This is a genomic window from Phascolarctobacterium sp. Marseille-Q4147, from assembly GCF_017968825.1.
GTDB lineage: Bacteria > Bacillota > Negativicutes > Acidaminococcales > Acidaminococcaceae > Phascolarctobacterium_A.
In genome coordinates this window covers 600,600-616,639 of the sequence record NZ_CP072874.1, presented here as the reverse complement: position 1 = coordinate 616,639, position 16,040 = coordinate 600,600, and the positions used below count along the sequence as shown (strand labels likewise).

Here is a 16,040-nt window from a genome sequence, read left to right as displayed (position 1 = left end):
TAGGGTGAAAATATGGAAGCAATGCTAAAGCATGCACAGGATGTTCTGCGCATGGAGGCAGAAGCGATTTTAGAGCTAGTGCCACGTGTAGATGAAAATTTCGCTGCAGCAGTAAAATTGATTTTAGATTGCCAGGGCCGTACCGTTATTACCGGTATGGGCAAATCCGGCCTGATTGGCCGCAAAATGGCTGCAACCTTAGCCAGCACCGGTACACCGTCCTTTTATCTGCATCCTGCAGAGGGCATTCACGGTGACCTGGGCATGGTTACGGAAAGCGATGTTGTTATTGCTCTCTCCAACAGCGGTGAAACAGGCGAGGTTTTGAATATCCTGCCGTCCTTGCGCCGCATCGGTGCCAAGATTATCGCTATGGTTGGCAAGCCTGATTCAACACTTGGCAAGAATGCCGACGTTGTACTGAATGTCGGTGTCAGCAAGGAGGCCTGCCCGCTTGGTCTGGCTCCGACAAGCAGCACAACCGCAGCGCTGGCCTATGGTGATGCGCTGGCTTTGGCGCTGCTCAAAAAGCATAACTTTACCGCAAGCCAGTTTGCTATCTTCCATCCGGGCGGAAGCCTTGGACGTAAGCTGCTTTTGACCGTAGGCAGCATTATGCATAAGGGTGAGGAGAACCCGACTGTATTGGCTGATACCAAGGTACAGGACGCTTTGTTTGTTATTACCGACAAAGGTCTGGGTGCTGTATCCGTTGTTGATGCGGACGGCGTTATGCAGGGCGTGCTTACCGACGGTGATATCCGCCGCGGTCTGAGCAAGGGTGTTGATTTTCTGCAGCGTCCTGTTTGCGAGCTGATGACGAAGTCTCCGAAAACTATTACCGAAGACAAGCTGGCAGCACAGGCTCTGCATCTTATGGAAAGCAACAAGCCGAAACCGATTACCGTGCTGCCTGTTATTGACAAAGACAATAAGGTTATCGGCCTGCTGCATATGACCGACCTTGTAAGACAAGGAGTGGTATAATGGTAAGCTGGTTCGACGATGCACAGGATGAGGATGACGAATTTATAGAAGCAGCTAAAGCAATCAGACTGCTGGCATTGGATGTTGACGGTGTACTGACCGACGGAACCATCTATATTGCGGCAGACGGAGAATGCTTCAAGGGCTTTAATGCGAAGGATGGCATGGGCATCAGCTGTGCCCTGCGCAATGATCTTGAGGTAGCGATTATTACCGGACGCAAAAGCGAGATTATTCACCGCAGAGCCGAAGAACTTGGCATAACAACCATTATCGAAGGCGCGAAGGATAAGCGTGAAGCGCTGCGTTCCTTAAGAAGGCTGCGCGGACTGTCGGTAGAAGAGGTTGCTTATGTAGGTGATGACCTCAATGATTTGCCGGCCTTTGCCGAGAGCGGTCTTACATTTGCTCCCGATGATGCTGCCGAGGATGTGTATGATGCAGCTGATATAGGCTTAGAAAATTCCGGCGGCAAAGGTGCTGTCCGCGAGGCAATAGAGTATATTTTAGCTGCTCAGGACAAATGGGAAAAAATTGTTGCTTCATATGAGCAAGCTGGACAAGGAGATAGACAATAATGTGGCTTTATTATTTATTAAAAACAATGAGTACCGTAATTTCCTGGCTACCCTATAAGGCAGTTGTGGTTATCGGTAAGGGTATGGGCCACCTCTATCATAAAATTGCCAAAAAGCAGCGTGTGCGTGCTGAGGAAACTATCCGCGAGCGCTTAGGCTATAGTCAGGAGCAGGCCGAGGCTACAATCAAATCGCTGTTTGTGAAGCTGGGCATAACATTTATGGAAATCATGTACATGCCGGCGTTGAACAAGGACAATATCCGCGGTCTGGTAACCTTTGACCGTCCGGAGGTTCTGTGGGATGCACTCAAGGAGAAGCATGGCGTTGTTATGCTGGCCTGCCATATGGATAACTGGGAATGGCTGGGCGCTGCACTGGCGCTGAACGGCTTCCCGCTGAGTGCGGTAGAAAAACCGCAGCCTAACCGTGTTTACAGCGATTTTATGAATGAGCTGCGCAAGGGCGTAGGCCAGGAAATCTTTTCACGCGGTACAAGTGAAATCCTTGGCTGTGCGCGTGCTATGAAGAAGGGCCGTATGCTGGGCCTGATAGCTGACCAGGACGGCGGTTATGACGGCATCTTCGTTCCTTTTTTGGGCAAGATGGCATCAACGCCTAACGGACCGGCGTATTTTTCCCGTAAATTCAAAGCACCTATTGTGCCGATTTTTATAGTACGTAAGCCTGACGGCTACGGCCATAAAGCGATTGTGCGCGACCCTATCCATTATGAATTCACCGGCGACCAAAAGCTGGATGATTATAATGTTACCCTGAAAATGACTCAGGAAGTTGAAAAAATAATCAAGGAATATCCTGATAACTGGTTGTGGTTCCAGCATCGCTGGAATACACCATACACCCCACCGGAGGAGGAAAAGCAGCCAGATGAAAAATAAGAAAGTAGTTCTGTCAGTGTTGGCAGGCATTGTAATTGCCGGTGCAATTATTGCCTGGCTGATGCTGAGCGGCGATAAACCTATAACTGTAAAACCGGGTGATGGAATTACAGCGCAGATTAATGCTTCCTTAAAAAACAGTGTTATAAAAAGGGAAAAGGATGGCAAAAAGCTGTGGGAGTTTACAGTAGAAGAGGTTGTTAACGATAAGGCTAAAAACACAGCCTATCTGAAGGGAATCAAAGGCAAAGTTTATCGTGCGGACGGCAGCTTTATTGATATTTCTGCCGATAAAGGCAGTGCCGGCATGAAGAGCAATGACTTTTTCCTGGAGGGTAATATTAAGGCTGTACTGAATACCGGCGGCGAGCTTTATGCCGATAAAATAAACTGGAATCAGGAAAAAGAGCTTATTACGGCAACAGGACATTTTAAAATGCATAAGGATGCCTATACCGCAACTGCGGATAGTGCTGTAACTACCAGTGCTTTTAAGCATATTAAGCTTAAGGGTAATGCTAAAGTGGAGAAAGGCGGCGAATAAGATGGCTTATAAAAATAGATTACTGCTAACAATAGCTGCAGCCGTACTGGCAGCAGGCATAACAGCAACTGCTTATGCGGCTCCCGGCAATTTCAGCGTTCAGGCTGATGAGCTGGAGTATGACCTGGGCAGCGGTGAAGCTGTAGCAAAAGGAAATGTTGTACTGATGCAGGATGGCGGCAGAGCTACTGCCGATTATGCCAAATTCAACAGCAAAAGCAAGAGCGGTGTTTTAACCGGCAATGTTATTGCCGACCGTGATGATGCACATATTGTGTGCAATGAGTTTATAGTGCATAATGAAAATGATTTGTCTGCTGTAGGCGGTGCCATGATTACCAAGGGCGGCAAAAGCCTGAGCTCTGACAGAGTTGATTATTACAAGGCGCGCGAATTTGCCGAAACAATCGGCGGCTGGGCGCGTCTTACCGACAGCGACGGCAGTGTGCTGAATGCGGCAAAGATTGATTATAATATGGCACAGGGAGTTGCCAATGCTTATGGCGGTGTTGATATCCGCAGTGATGCACGCAGCCTGACAGCTTCTGCTGACAGCGCAGTCTACAAAACCGATAACAGCGGTTATGTAGAGCTTATCGGCAATGCCAAAGCAATTCAGAACGGCAACAGCGTTGCCGGCGACAAACTGCGTCTTACCAATACCAACGTGGCTATTGCCGACGGTAATGTAGATATTATCTATATTCCGGAAAAGCAGCCTGCGCTGCCAGGTAAAGAAACGCAGGGCGCAGATGATAAAGCTTTAGCCTAAGAAGCGGAGGGCAAAGTTTTGGTTATAACAACAGATAATCTTGTAAAAATTTATAATACCCGTCACGTTGTTGATGGAGTAAGCATCAGCGTAGAGCAGGGCAGCGTAGTAGGCCTGCTCGGTCCTAACGGTGCCGGCAAGACGACAACCTTCTATATGATTGTCGGTATTGAAAAGCCTGATGCTGGTACCGTGATGCTCGACGGCAAGGATATTTCCGCAATGCCCATGTATGAAAGAGCGCGTGCAGGTATCGGCTACCTGCCGCAGGAGGCTTCTATTTTCAGCAAAATGACGGTAGAAGACAATATCATGGCAATTTTGGAAACTACTGATCTGAATGCCTCGGAAAGAGAAGCGAAGATGAACGCTCTGCTGGATGAGTTCCGTCTGAACCATGTGCGCAAGAGCGAGGGCAAGGCACTGTCCGGCGGCGAACGCCGCCGCGTAGAGATTGCCCGTGCGCTGGCTACCGACCCGGCCTTCATTCTGCTGGACGAACCGTTTGCCGGCATCGATCCTATCGCCGTAGCGGATATCCAGGGCATGATTGCGCATCTGGCGCAGCGCGGCATCGGTGTGCTGATTACGGACCATAACGTCCGTGAAACACTGAGCATTGTTGATAAGGCCTATATTTTGGCCGAAGGTCATATTTTACTGCATGGCGACAGCGAAACAATCGCTAATGACCCTGTTGCCCGTAAATATTACCTTGGCGATAACTTTAGCATGTAACAGGAGGAAGAAAAGTGCGCTTACGATTATTAGACCGTTATGTACTGAAGGAGCTTTTATACCCCTTCGTTTTCGGCATCGCTGCTTTCTCCAGTATTTTTATTGCCAGCACGATGCTGTTTAAAATTACGCAATACATGACTAAATACGGTGCTCCGCTGGAGACTGTAGCCCGTTTGTTTATGTATAATCTGCCGGAGGTTATCAACTATACCTTCCCGATGTCTATGCTGCTGGCAGCACTGATGGCTTTTGGCAAGCTTTCCGGCTCCAGTGAGATTACGGCAATGAAGGCCGGCGGTGTCAGCTACTACCGTATTGTTGCGCCGGTGCTGGTTGTTGGCTTCTTTGTCAGCATGTTTTCCATGGTGTGGGCAGAAAAGGTAGTACCTACCTCCAAAGCGAAGGCGTCGATAATCCTGAATGAGGAAATCCGCCACAATACGCGCCCCACAACTCAGAATCATATTATCATCAAAACTATCAGCGGTGATACCCAGCGTGTTACTTATGCTAATAAGTTTGATGAAAAGCTTGGCAAGATGACTGATATCACTATCGAAGAGTTTAATAAAGGCAAGATTGCTCGTATTCAGACCGCCAAGGAAGGCTATTGGGAAAACGGCAGCTGGCGTATTGTGAATGGCAACGTTTTTGCGCTGGACGATAAGGATGGCGTACAAAGCAGTGCCAAATTCAAGGAGCAAATTATTCCTTTGAATTTCTCGCCGAAGCAGATTTCCTGGGAGCAGAAGGAGCCTGAGGAAATGACTATCCGCGAATTGCGCGAATATATCAGCATGCTGGAAGAACAGCATACCTCTGCGGCACGTCAGTGGTGCGAAATCTTTATGAGAATCAACATTCCGCTGGCAAGCTTCTTCTTTGCAATGATCGGTGCTTGTCTGGGCACTCAGAAGCAGCGTACCAGCTCTTCTATCGGTCTGGGCATCAGTATCATCGTAATATTTATTTATTACGCAATAATGACCTTCACCACCGGTTTGGGCAAGGGTGGTGCAATGCCGCCGCTGCTGGCCTGCGCATTGCCTAACATCCTCTGCTTGGGTGTCGGCGTTTATCTGATGAAAAAGAAGAATGCCTAAAAGACTTGGATGAGTAAGTCATGGAGGTGAGTACTTGGTAGGTATAAGATTAATTATCATTATGGCCATTGTAGGTGGCCTGATTGCCTATTTGGCCGATAAAATGGGCAGTAAAATAGGCAAAAAAAGAATGTCGGTATTTGGGTTGCGTCCAAAGCATACGTCCATATTACTTACGGTACTCGGCGGTACTATTATTGCTGTTCTGACTATCAGTGTTATGGCAATAGCATCACAGAGTGCGCGCACAGCTTTGTTTGGCATGGAAAAGATTCAGCAGGAGCTGCTGCTTTTAAACAAAGAAAAGGCAGACACAACTGCTGCACTTGAACAGGCTAAAGGCAAGGTTAATGAGCAGAACAAAAAAATCAGTGAGCTTGATGCTAAAATCCAGGAAGCAGTTGCCGAAAATGATGCAATGGAAGTTAAGCTGGCTCAGGTTAATGACATGTACAGCCAGGCACAGAATGAGGTAAATTCTCTTACCCAATCTAAGCTGCAGCTGACAAATGAAATTGACGAGCTGGAAAAAACTACCGAAGCTCTGCGTAAGGGTATCATCAATATGCGTGAAGGCCAGGTTTACTACCGCGCCGGTGAGGTTGTCTTTGCCGGTGTTATGCGCGGCGGTCTGAAGCATGAAGAAAATATGATTCAGATGAACTGGCTGCTGCAAAATGCAAATGAAGCAGCATTGCAGCGCTTGGGCGTAATCCACGATGAGAAAAAGCCTCTGCAGGCTATCTGGATTGGCAAAAATGTTGTTGATAATGCTGTAGCAAAGCTGGATAAAAGCAAGGGAAATATGCTTTTCCGTATCCGTGCCGTTGCCAATATCATAGTTGGCGAGCTAGCAGTATGCGATATTGAAATGGTAGATAATCAGTTCATTTATCCTGACGGAACCTTGATTTTCAGTGAGCAGTATAATCTTGGTACTAACGGCCCGAGCTATGAAAGCGTGCTTATGGAATTCCTGACGCAGATTAACCATAATGCGGTAAAGGCCGGTGTGCTGCCTGATCCGATGACGGGTAAGGTTGGCAGTATGGATGCTGCTACGATGATAGAAGCAGCTAATTCAATGCGTCGCACCAGAGGAAGCTTTATTCTGCGTGCTTATGCTAAAGGCGATATTACGACAGCCGGACCTGTAAGGGTAAGGCTGGAGGTGGTTCCGGTCAATGAGTAATTATCTTGGCGTAGATCCGGGGCGCAGCAAAACAGGATTGGCATTAGTTGCCGCTGATGGCAAAATCCTGAGCCTGCATATTGCGATGACGGATAATCTGGCTGCAGAGCTGCGACAGTTTGTCGGTTCAGCTAAGCTGCAGGGAATTATTATGGGCAACGGCACAAATAATAAGGCTATAGGCGCAGTTTTGCGTGAGCTTTATCCTGATTTGCTGCCGGAGCTTGTCGGTGAAGCGTACAGTACGGAGGAAGCTCGTAGCCTGTATTGGCAGGAAAATCCTCCTAAGGGCTGGCGCAGGCTGGTGCCGTTAGGCCTTTTGGTGCCGCCGGAGCCGCTTGATGCATATGCTGCTGTTGTACAGGTGCGCAGATGGTTGAAGAAAAATGAGGGGTTAAATTAATGAATAAACTTGGCGATTTAAGCTGTAATGATTTTTTGACGGAGCTTGCAAGCGCTGCACCTGCCCCTGGCGGTGGCGGCGGCGCTGCTATGGCCGGCGCCTTGGCGGCGGCACTTGCTTCCATGGTTGCCAATCTGACGATTGGCAAGGAAAAGTTCGCTGACCGCGAGCCGGAGGTTAAAGAGCTGCTGCAGCAGGCAGAGGCAGAGCGTCTGCGCCTTTTGGAGCTGGTAGATGAGGATGCAGCTGTTTTCAACAGCTTTATGAGCTGCTATAAGCTGCCTAAGGCTACAGATGAAGAAAAGGCAGCACGTACAGCGGCTATCCGCGCTGCTGCGAAGCAGGCAGCGACTGTGCCGCTGAACATTGCCCGTAGCTCCTTTGCTGTCCTGCAGCTGGCAGACAAGCTGGTAGTGTCAGGAAACCCCGGCGTGATTACGGACGGTGCCTGCAGCGGCCTGCTGGCACGTGCTGCATTACGCTGTGCGGAGTACAACGTGCGCATTAACCTGGGACTGACCAAGGATGAGGCGTGGAACGCGCAGGCTGCAGCAGAGCTGGTACAGCTTTTGACAGATGCCGAAGCGTTGGAAACACGTTTGCTTGCAGTAACGGATAAAGCGTTGCAATAAGGCTTTATTGATTGGTGCGGTAGAAGTACTTGACGTAAGCGTGTTTTTAAAGTATAATAAAATTCTAATGGAAAGGTGGCCGAGTGGTTGAAGGCTCTAGTCTTGAAAACTAGCGAAGGTGCAAGCCTTCCGTGGGTTCGAATCCCACCCTTTCCGCCATTAAAAAATTATAATAGGGTCTTGCAATTTAGATAAGAATCTGTTATAATAAACAAGTAGTCTAATGGAGTGGTACTCAAGCTGGCTGAAGAGGACGGTTTGCTAAATCGTTAGACGGTTTACCCCGTGCGTGGGTTCGAATCCCACCCACTCCGCCAACTATGGCAATCGGCTCTCGGAGAAATCCGAGAGCTTTTTTGTTGCTTGAATTTGTTCCTTGCGAAATGTTACAGCGGTTTACCCCGCACAGGGTTTGCTACCCCAACCCACTCCGCCACTATGGCAATCGGCTCTCAGAGAAATCTGAGAGCTTTTTTGTTTTGCTAGAAAAAACATGATAGAAAATAAAAACGAAAAATCCGTTGATAATTTTCGAAAGACGTTATATAATAAAATCAGTAGAAAATAAAAACATAAAAACCGTTTTTAGTTGGAGATGATACAATGAAAATACTGCGGATAACTGTGAATGGTTTGCCTTTATTTAAACAGGAGTTAGATCTTTTATTTTATACTCAACAACGAGTTAGTGAAGATGACAAAGAAAAACTCTATAAGATAGAGCCTAATTATTACCTGCATACAGCTTGTGCGTTTATTGGTATTAATGCTTCTGGCAAAACTTCTGTATTGAAAGTAATCAATTTAGCCTTGAATATTTTGCGCAATGAACCTATCAATCATGTTGAGTCGAGGAATATTCTTGGCGGTTGCGAGAATGCGTCGTTTAAAATTTGCTTTTTTGATAACAAGCGTAATATTTGTTGTCTGGAAACTGTTGTTAAATCTAAAAAAGCTAAAGCAGGGGGATATGTGTATTCTATAGTTGAAGAAAAGCTTTGGGAAAAGCCTGTCAGCAGCGTTAAATCTAAAAAATACCTTACTGATTTTTCTGGCCTGCGTCCAATAGCAGCCAGAAATACAGATGAGGCTTATCTGCCCGATGACGTAAGTTTTATCATAGCTCATAATAAAAAAACAAATGATAGGATAGATGTGTTTAGCCTGCTTTCATATACCAACATTAATGTTCTTCCGTTTACTGATGATATTCCGTTAGAAGTCATTACATTCCTTGATCCTACTATTGAAAAGTTATGCTTTGAAAAAATTGAAGATAAGGCGTTAATTCATTTGAAGTTTAAGGGAGAGGAAGAGCTTATTTTAAATAACGCGGTAGAACTTGAGCAGTATCTGTCTTCTGGTACAATAAAGGGCATTATTACCTTTTCTATGGTCAAAGAGGTCTTGACATCAGGAGGCTATCTTTTGATTGATGAGCTTGAAAATCATTTTAACAAAGAGATAGTTGTCACATTGATGCGCTTCTTTATGGATACCACCTTAAACAAAAGTGGTAGTACGTTGATTTTTACAACGCATTACTCGGAATTACTAGACGAATATGATAGAAATGATGCCATCTATATTGTAAGAAACCGCAATGGTATCACTGCTGAAAATTTGAGTTATATTTTAAAGCGCAATGATATAAAGAAAAGCGATGCTTATCAGAGCGGATTTCTTGAGGGCACTACTCCTGCCTATGAAGCTTATCTGCGCTTAAAGAAAAATTTAGCTGCTTCGTTAAAGTGAAGGGGGCAGTTAGATGAAACTAGCAAAATATAAGGCTTGTATCTGTGAAGGTTCTGCTGAGTCCGCAATCATTGATATTTTAGTAGATAATAATTTGTTGATTTTTACACGAGAAGAAATGTTGGATGAAAGGGTTATCAGATGCAGAAGTGCGAAGAATTTTGAAGAAAGATACTTACGCAAAGGCTTTGATGAACCTATTTCTGTTATACGCATTTTAGATTCTCGTAGAGAAAGCTTTAAGCTGAGTAAAGCTTATACTTATAAAATAGATGTTATTAACGTCATTACTGCTCCTGAGATTGAAATGCTTATTATTCATAATGAGGGAGCATATGAGCGCTTTAAGCGTTCGGGGAAGAAGCCTAGCGATTATTGCAAAATGGATTTGCATATGCGCAATGTAAAGGCATATGATTTCGTGAAAGATTATTTTTGCAATCCTAAAATTTTAGTGGAAGCTATACGAGAATACCGCAGGGTTGCTAATGTCCCTAAAGGAGAGTATAGCTTAGCAGATTTGCTGAAATAAATGATATATGGAATTGAAAAATGCCTTTGCGTTCTGTTGTTCCTATTATTGTTCCTCTCTGTTCCATATATTTGTGGTGCAATCAGAACGTTTTTTAGAGAAATTTTCAATGAAGTGACCACTATATATAGTTGTTAAAATGGCGTTGTTGCCACAAATTGTTGATTTCCCGTTTTTGCTAAATCGTGACAGCGGTTTACCACGCACAGGGTTTGCCACCCCCACCCACTCCGCCAACTATGGCAATCAGCTCTCGGAGAAATCCGAGAGCTTTTTTGTGTCTTAAATTTGTTTCTCATTTTTCCTTATGCGGTCTATATGTTTTGCCTTGCTTACCCATTTTCGAAGCGCAACGATTGGAGCAGTAGCGTTTGTCTGCGCGGCGTCCGCTGATGAGAAAATAATTGCTGCATTCAGGATTGGCGCAGCGGTGGTATTCGCCCGGATTGAGCAGCAGTTGATACAAATCAAGATAAACTGCCTGCATAAGATAACTGCATTGCCAAAGGCTGGTAAAGTTTTCTTGCGCCATGTCCATTTGCGGTCTGGCGGTATAGATATTATCGTTGATGATATCGAGCAGGATGCGTCTGGCAAAAGTGTGGTCAAGGCTTATGCTTGGAATATCTTCAGCGAGAATTATAGCAGTAAGCTGTTTCTTCGTCAGCAGATCTTTGTCATAATCAGCAAGTGTGTGCAGCATATGCTTGTCTAAAACTGTGAGAAAGCTTTGCAGCTGGCAGGCGTAGTCAGCATCTGTTTTGCGGATATTTTTGAGCAGCTGCGTGTGCGAAATACGCTTGTGCGTAGCAAAGTATTCTGCTGCCTTGAGCGTAGGTGTTTTGATGCGCGGCAGCAGGTAGTGAATGCCACGTGCACTGTAATGCAGCAGGTAGGCAAGCGCATAGATAACGCCTGCCTGTGTCCCTTCGTGTCGGAAGAGATAGCTTTGGACAATAAGAAGACTGCGGACGATTTTGACGCAGCGGGTAAAAAGGCGCAGGCTCATAATGTCTATTTCGTCTACTTCGAACAGTGTGTAATTCAAGGTAACTTCGGCATCATTGGCAGCGTAGTCTTTTTCTATAAGGATATCTCCCATAAAAAGGGTAGTGTCGATAAAGCTGAAATCGTTGATGATTACAGAATGATTTTCGTCATCAAGGTGTGCACGTTTCTCAAGGCAGCGCTGCGAAGAATAGGGCAGGCCGTAGGCATTGCAGAAGGCAAGCACCTGTTTTTTATCGTTTTCGTCAATATTGGCGAAGGCTATAGCCAGGGAAGAAGCTGTCGCACCTTCCTCACTTTGTGAAGCGATAGTTTGCGTATGAAAGGGGCCTTGGGCGCAGATAAAGTCGTCCTGACCGTTAAAAAAGCGGCGAATCTGATAATTGCCGCAGATATTATTGGTGAAGAATTTGGGAATCACTGGCGCCGGAAAGGCGCGTTGCATTGTCGTCATAGGTATAACCTCGCAAAAATCTAAAATCTTATGTTGCTAGCAGATGCTGATGTTTTGTCGGCATCTGCTAGCAACATAATATCACAAAAAAGAAATTTTATCATGGTGTTATTATTTCTGACTTCATCTTATACTAAAAGCAGGCGGTGGTCAAGTAAGCTTGCGGATATTATGTCAAATATATTCCATATATATAAAATCTAAAGCACCGCAAGAGCCATCTTTTTAGTGCATAATAGAAGGGAAGAGATAAGAAGTGATGCTTTTTGTTTGAAGAAAAATATAAAACTATTGGCTTAAATATTATGTATTATCGCAGGGCATTGAGTCTGACGCAGAGCGAGCTGGCGGAGAAAGCCCAAATGTCAAGGGCTCGCGTCTCGGATATAGAATGCGGTAAGGGACCGTTTAATATGGAATCTATATTTTTGCTGGCGCAGGCCTTGGGGGTTGACCCGGTGCGGCTTCTGCAGGAGAGAAAGTGAGAAGCAGCGGCAATAAAAAATATTAGAGGGAGGCAGATATTATGTCAAAGTATTGTATTAAGTGTGGAGCCGAAATTGACGACCAGGGAAGGTTTTGTCCGGTATGCGGGACAGATCAGTTACCAAAGATTGAGCCGACAAATGTAATTTGCCCTAAGTGTGGTACAACTTATCCTATTGGTGTCAAATTTTGCACAAAATGTGGTTTTCAGTTGGGAAAAGCTCATAGCAATGATAATCCCAAGGATTTTAAAGAAATCTTCAGCAGACTTTTTGGTAATAATCCCGAACGTAAACCTGCTTTGAATAAAGAGATTTTTAAAGAGCAGTTTTTGAGCTTTGAGGGACGCATCAATAGATTGGATTATTTCCTCAAGAGCATGAGTAGTTGTTTGGTGTTTTTTATTATCGCCTGCATCATCGACGAGTTTGTAGATGATTACTATATGGAAGCAATTGATTATCTGGCTTGCTTCATAGGCTTAATAGCTTTTACTCTTTTGGTTTGGATAAATAGTGCTATATCGGTTCGTCGCTTGCACGATTTGGATAAAGATGGCTTATTAGTATTATTAACCTTTGTGCCACTTCTCAATGGCTTTTTTGAGTTGTATTTACTGTTTGCGCCTGGTACGGTAGGTGATAATCGCTACGGAGCAGATCCTTTGCAATAGTACTTTTTTTATAAAACATTTAACTGGAAAAGTTATACGAGGAGGTCATAGTGTGAAAAAGCTGTTTTTTTATGCAATGCTTATCTTAACAGTGGTGCTTACCGGTTGTGGTAAGTCAGAAGAGCAAAAAATACATTCCATGTATCTTAACAACAGTACGAAGGTTGCCGAGATGGAAACAGAGCAGGCTCAGGCCATTCTGGAAAATCGCAATATTGATAAACAAAAAATGCTCAAGCAGATTAAGAGTTTAATTGAAGAAAATGAAAAGAATATCGCCAAGCTGAGTGATGAAAAATATGATGAAGCGAAGGCCAATGAGAGCTTTATGGATTTCAACAAGAAAATGATGGACAGCAAGGATAATGGTCCTTCTAAAAAGGATGGGGAGAAAGCCATCAAACGCTACCAAATAGCTAATTACGCTAAAAGCGTGAAGGATTATCTGCAGGCTTATAATGTTTATCTTAAAAGAGTCTGCTCTAATATGGAAAAATATTCTGGCAATGATGGACCAATGGAAATGGAAGCCTTTGAAAAGGTAGAATTCCAAAATGCTGTTTTGCAGCACGATTTAAACTGGTATGGCATGGCTAATGATGGTGAATTTCATAAGGGAGCCGCTTATTTAGATTGCAGTGACGCTTCGTATCGAGTTCAACAAATTGGCGATACCAAGCTAGGCTTTGCCGTGCTTGAACGACGCAAGATTGATGATTGGGTTTATAGTGTAACGATAGCTTTTACTAATATGAGCAAAAATGAAACAATAGACCTTGATAAGCTTTCTGTTAACCTGAGAATTGGCAATGACTTGCTAACGCCTAAAAAATTTAATGTTATTACTTTTGGCGATCGTAATGATTTAAAAGGCTTCAAATTGAATTCTAAGCAAGTTGTGACAGTAGAGTGCCAATATTTCTTAGAGAGTAAATACAAGGACTTTAATTTACACTGGACTCAGTTAGAATTAGATAATGGTAAAGGCAAGCTGCTCATCAATACAGGTGCCTATAAATATAATGTGCAAGGCATTTTAAACATGCAGCAGGAAGAGAATAATAGTAAAGCAACTACATACAACAATAACAATGCAAATAGCAATGTGAATAGCAGTGGACCGAAGTATAATTTATTTCATCCGCAAGCGTTTTTGAATGGCGATAAATATATACCGGAAGTATTCCAACGACAAGGAGCACATCGTTATGTTGATTGTCGCAGTGCGAAAATTTTGTCGCGCAATAATGGCCAAACTATTGTGCAATATGACATGATTGTAATAAGTAGCACTGGGCAGCAAAGTCGACAGCAAGGTATTTTAGGTCTGCTTACTGGTAAAGGTTATGGTGTTCAATATCAGGCTGATGATGGTTCGTGGCATCCTATGGATAGGACAACTGCTTCGCTGGCCGGCTATAACGCTGGTTTGGTATTGATTGATTATTTACAGCTATAAGGTAACAGGCAGGGCTGCGTTTTGCAGTCCTGCTAAAAATTTATTTAATATGTTGAACTTTAAATGTGTTCATGCTCATGTGGCAAATGGGTGATTTGACGTGAGGTTAGGAGAATAACGCACCATAACTTCTTATCGCAATTATGGCGGAAATATAAATTACGTAAGCACCTTGCCAAGCTTAATAGGTAAAGCGCAAGAAATTAAACTATATGTAAAATTGTGAAAAAATTGTGCAAAGATATGAATTTGAGAATGTGCGATAATATAGTGGGAAAGGGAGCTAATGCTAATTATTCGCACAGAGATATAAGAAAATAGGCACTAAGATGCCTTACTTGCAGGCAATTGAAGAGTTTGATACAGGAATAGGTTGCCAGGAAGCTGATGATTACGATGAGTGAACTAATAGCAGCGGCAATAAATACTTCTTTATAAATTTTGGAGGCGGCATATGAGTGATAAGATAAAGCGTAGTCAGGTAGATGACATTAACAGACGCAACAATGCGGCTGACAGCTATAAAAACAGATCCTTTGGCAATAAAAAAAGTATAACTGACGAATATACGGGTAAGAGAATTTTTTATGATGCTAATAAGCATATTAATGAAAAGCAATCAAACGTTGACCACATTGTTCCGTTAGATGAGCAAATCAGGCGTTATGGTTCTGATTTGACGCCGGAGCAGATAAGAACAATGGCTAATGCTGATGCAAACCTTGCTAATACCAATGCTTCGCTGAACAAGTCCAAGGGTGCGCTGAATAATCACGAGTATATAGCAAAAAAATATACTGAAGCAGGCGCTGCGCAGATTAATGATGTATCAGAGACTTTGTTTGGCAAAAAGCTTTTTAAGACAAATAAAAAAGCTGTTGACTGCCCGGATGCTGTGACGAGCGTTAATATGCTGAAAGAAGAAGTGAAGGCAGAGGCGCATATACGGACACAGGCGACTAAGTATAAAATAGAAAATACGGTTAATGAAATAAAAAACAGCAAAGTTATCAGTTCTAAGCTGGATGCAGTTGCGCCATCGGTCAAGAAGGCAACTGCTGCCGGCAGTGAAGCAGCCTTTGTAACTGCAACTGTTTCCGGCTTGACCAATCTTGTGGGCGTGGTGAAAGGTGAACAGGACATTAAGCAGGCTGTAAAAAATGTCGGGAAGGATACTGTAAGGAGCTTTGGCAGTGCTGCCAGTATTTCGGTAGTACAGGATGGCGTTGTCGCAGTAGCGAAAAAGGCCGGGGCAAAGGATTTTGCTAAGCTGGCAGGAAAAAATTTGCCGATTATGCAGCTGACGATGGCTGTAGAAATAGGTGGCATTGTTGCGAACTATTTAGATGGCAATATCAGCGGCGAAGAATGCTCTGCGCAGATTGTTTGCGGCACTGCCGGTGTATTGGCAGCAAACATGGCGTTTGCTTTGGGCGGACCGGTGGCGGCAGTGGTTACTTCCCTGGTTGTGGGGGAAATAACCAGGGCGGTCACTAAATATCAGATGGAACGCAGGCTGGATAAAAAACGTCAGGCGGAATTTAAGCATATTATTAATACTGCACTGCAAAGTCTGGCGCAGCAAAAGCAGCGGATTGATGAATACAATAAAGCAAAAGCTGCATATATGACAGCGGCCTTTGACGGTGGCTTTGAGCTTGTTATGCAGGGAGTTTACGCAGTAGATGATAAAGCAATCACCCAGGGCCTGAATGATATTTTGGCGGTGTTTAACCAAAAATGTGCTTTTCAGTCACTGGAGGAGTTTAATAGTTTTTTTGACGATAAAGATGCAGTGCTGACATTATGAAGGGGGCAG

The 16,040-nt window shown here is 44.2% G+C and carries 17 protein-coding genes and 2 tRNA genes; 18 read left to right on the top strand and 1 reads right to left on the bottom strand.

The window, feature by feature from the left end; genetic code table 11:
- The first annotated feature begins 12 nt into the window (after positions 1-12).
- From KAH19_RS02850 to KAH19_RS02785, 14 genes are all read left to right on the top strand, one after another.
- On the top strand, positions 13-987 hold the full coding sequence (locus tag KAH19_RS02850; RefSeq protein ID WP_293806754.1) for an SIS domain-containing protein: 975 nt from the start codon (positions 13-15) through the stop codon (positions 985-987).
- Positions 987-1,565 (top strand): HAD family hydrolase, encoded by a 579-nt coding sequence (locus KAH19_RS02845; protein WP_210685022.1) that lies wholly within the window; start codon positions 987-989, stop codon positions 1,563-1,565. Before KAH19_RS02850 ends, KAH19_RS02845 begins: the two co-directional genes overlap by 1 nt.
- Positions 1,565-2,467 (top strand): lysophospholipid acyltransferase family protein, encoded by a 903-nt coding sequence (locus KAH19_RS02840; protein ID WP_210685021.1) that lies wholly within the window; start codon positions 1,565-1,567, stop codon positions 2,465-2,467. The genes KAH19_RS02845 and KAH19_RS02840 overlap by 1 nt, the downstream gene beginning before the upstream one ends.
- Positions 2,457-3,011 (top strand): LPS export ABC transporter periplasmic protein LptC, encoded by a 555-nt coding sequence (gene lptC, locus KAH19_RS02835; RefSeq protein ID WP_210685020.1) that lies wholly within the window; start codon positions 2,457-2,459, stop codon positions 3,009-3,011. Before KAH19_RS02840 ends, lptC begins: the two co-directional genes overlap by 11 nt.
- 1 nt (position 3,012) lies before the next feature.
- On the top strand, positions 3,013-3,783 hold the full coding sequence (locus KAH19_RS02830) for an LptA/OstA family protein (protein ID WP_210685019.1): 771 nt from the start codon (positions 3,013-3,015) through the stop codon (positions 3,781-3,783).
- Positions 3,784-3,801: 18 nt separating this feature from the next.
- Positions 3,802-4,521: an LPS export ABC transporter ATP-binding protein gene (gene lptB, locus KAH19_RS02825; protein WP_210685018.1), complete on the top strand. Its 720-nt coding sequence runs from the start codon at positions 3,802-3,804 to the stop codon at positions 4,519-4,521.
- Between the two features lie 14 nt (positions 4,522-4,535).
- A complete protein-coding gene (locus tag KAH19_RS02820; RefSeq protein WP_210685017.1) occupies positions 4,536-5,627 on the top strand; it encodes an LptF/LptG family permease in 1,092 nt (363 codons plus the stop codon).
- 34 nt (positions 5,628-5,661) lie between these two features.
- Positions 5,662-6,819, top strand: a complete 1,158-nt coding sequence (locus tag KAH19_RS02815; protein ID WP_210685016.1) for a DUF3084 domain-containing protein — start codon at positions 5,662-5,664, stop codon at positions 6,817-6,819.
- Positions 6,812-7,222 (top strand): pre-16S rRNA-processing nuclease YqgF, encoded by a 411-nt coding sequence (locus KAH19_RS02810; RefSeq protein WP_210685015.1) that lies wholly within the window; start codon positions 6,812-6,814, stop codon positions 7,220-7,222. Before KAH19_RS02815 ends, KAH19_RS02810 begins: the two co-directional genes overlap by 8 nt.
- Entirely contained in the window at positions 7,222-7,854 is a 633-nt protein-coding gene (locus tag KAH19_RS02805) for a cyclodeaminase/cyclohydrolase family protein (RefSeq protein ID WP_210685014.1), read from the top strand. Before KAH19_RS02810 ends, KAH19_RS02805 begins: the two co-directional genes overlap by 1 nt.
- Positions 7,855-7,923: 69 nt before the next feature.
- Positions 7,924-8,013 (top strand) — tRNA-Ser (locus tag KAH19_RS02800).
- A gap of 66 nt (positions 8,014-8,079) precedes the next feature.
- A tRNA-Ser gene (locus KAH19_RS02795) sits at positions 8,080-8,171 on the top strand.
- Between the two features lie 286 nt (positions 8,172-8,457).
- Positions 8,458-9,609, top strand: coding sequence for an ATP/GTP-binding protein (locus tag KAH19_RS02790; protein ID WP_210685013.1), 1,152 nt, complete (start codon positions 8,458-8,460; stop codon positions 9,607-9,609).
- 13 nt (positions 9,610-9,622) lie between these two features.
- Positions 9,623-10,141 (top strand): hypothetical protein, encoded by a 519-nt coding sequence (locus KAH19_RS02785; RefSeq protein ID WP_210685012.1) that lies wholly within the window; start codon positions 9,623-9,625, stop codon positions 10,139-10,141.
- A 295-nt stretch (positions 10,142-10,436) separates the two neighbouring features.
- On the opposite strand, the gene KAH19_RS02780 is transcribed toward KAH19_RS02785, so the two are convergent.
- Positions 10,437-11,603: a CGNR zinc finger domain-containing protein gene (locus tag KAH19_RS02780; RefSeq protein WP_210685011.1), complete on the bottom strand. Its 1,167-nt coding sequence runs from the start codon at positions 11,601-11,603 to the stop codon at positions 10,437-10,439.
- A gap of 266 nt (positions 11,604-11,869) precedes the next feature.
- Between KAH19_RS02780 and KAH19_RS02775 the strand changes: the two genes are divergently transcribed.
- The 4 genes from KAH19_RS02775 to KAH19_RS02760 all read left to right on the top strand — a co-directional run bounded on the left by KAH19_RS02775 (position 11,870) and on the right by KAH19_RS02760 (position 16,031).
- On the top strand, positions 11,870-12,088 hold the full coding sequence (locus tag KAH19_RS02775; protein ID WP_210685010.1) for a helix-turn-helix domain-containing protein: 219 nt from the start codon (positions 11,870-11,872) through the stop codon (positions 12,086-12,088).
- 41 nt (positions 12,089-12,129) lie between these two features.
- Entirely contained in the window at positions 12,130-12,762 is a 633-nt protein-coding gene (locus KAH19_RS02770) for a zinc-ribbon domain-containing protein (RefSeq protein ID WP_021720659.1), read from the top strand.
- 52 nt (positions 12,763-12,814) lie between these two features.
- Complete coding sequence (locus tag KAH19_RS02765) at positions 12,815-14,221, top strand: hypothetical protein (protein ID WP_210685009.1); 1,407 nt, start codon at positions 12,815-12,817, stop codon at positions 14,219-14,221.
- Between the two features lie 454 nt (positions 14,222-14,675).
- The gene (locus tag KAH19_RS02760; protein WP_210685008.1) at positions 14,676-16,031 is read left to right on the top strand and encodes a hypothetical protein; all 1,356 of its coding nucleotides are present in this window, start codon (positions 14,676-14,678) and stop codon (positions 16,029-16,031) included.
- Positions 16,032-16,040: the final 9 nt, after the last annotated feature.

Bases quoted from the DNA above. Each gene is read 5' to 3' on its own strand.
- KAH19_RS02805 (WP_210685014.1), top strand. From the start codon at position 7,222: ATGAATAAACTTGGCGATTTAAGCTGTAATGATTTTTTGACGGAGCTT.
- KAH19_RS02850 (WP_293806754.1), top strand. From the start codon at position 13: ATGGAAGCAATGCTAAAGCATGCACAGGATGTTCTGCGCATGGAGGCA.
- KAH19_RS02785 (WP_210685012.1), top strand. From the start codon at position 9,623: ATGAAACTAGCAAAATATAAGGCTTGTATCTGTGAAGGTTCTGCTGAG.
- KAH19_RS02770 (WP_021720659.1), top strand. From the start codon at position 12,130: ATGTCAAAGTATTGTATTAAGTGTGGAGCCGAAATTGACGACCAGGGA.
- KAH19_RS02760 (WP_210685008.1), top strand. From the start codon at position 14,676: ATGAGTGATAAGATAAAGCGTAGTCAGGTAGATGACATTAACAGACGC.
- KAH19_RS02790 (WP_210685013.1), top strand. From the start codon at position 8,458: ATGAAAATACTGCGGATAACTGTGAATGGTTTGCCTTTATTTAAACAG.
- KAH19_RS02840 (WP_210685021.1), top strand. From the start codon at position 1,565: ATGTGGCTTTATTATTTATTAAAAACAATGAGTACCGTAATTTCCTGG.
- lptC (WP_210685020.1), top strand. From the start codon at position 2,457: ATGAAAAATAAGAAAGTAGTTCTGTCAGTGTTGGCAGGCATTGTAATT.
- KAH19_RS02810 (WP_210685015.1), top strand. From the start codon at position 6,812: ATGAGTAATTATCTTGGCGTAGATCCGGGGCGCAGCAAAACAGGATTG.
- KAH19_RS02845 (WP_210685022.1), top strand. From the start codon at position 987: ATGGTAAGCTGGTTCGACGATGCACAGGATGAGGATGACGAATTTATA.
- KAH19_RS02780 (WP_210685011.1), bottom strand. From the start codon at position 11,603: ATGACGACAATGCAACGCGCCTTTCCGGCGCCAGTGATTCCCAAATTC.
- KAH19_RS02830 (WP_210685019.1), top strand. From the start codon at position 3,013: ATGGCTTATAAAAATAGATTACTGCTAACAATAGCTGCAGCCGTACTG.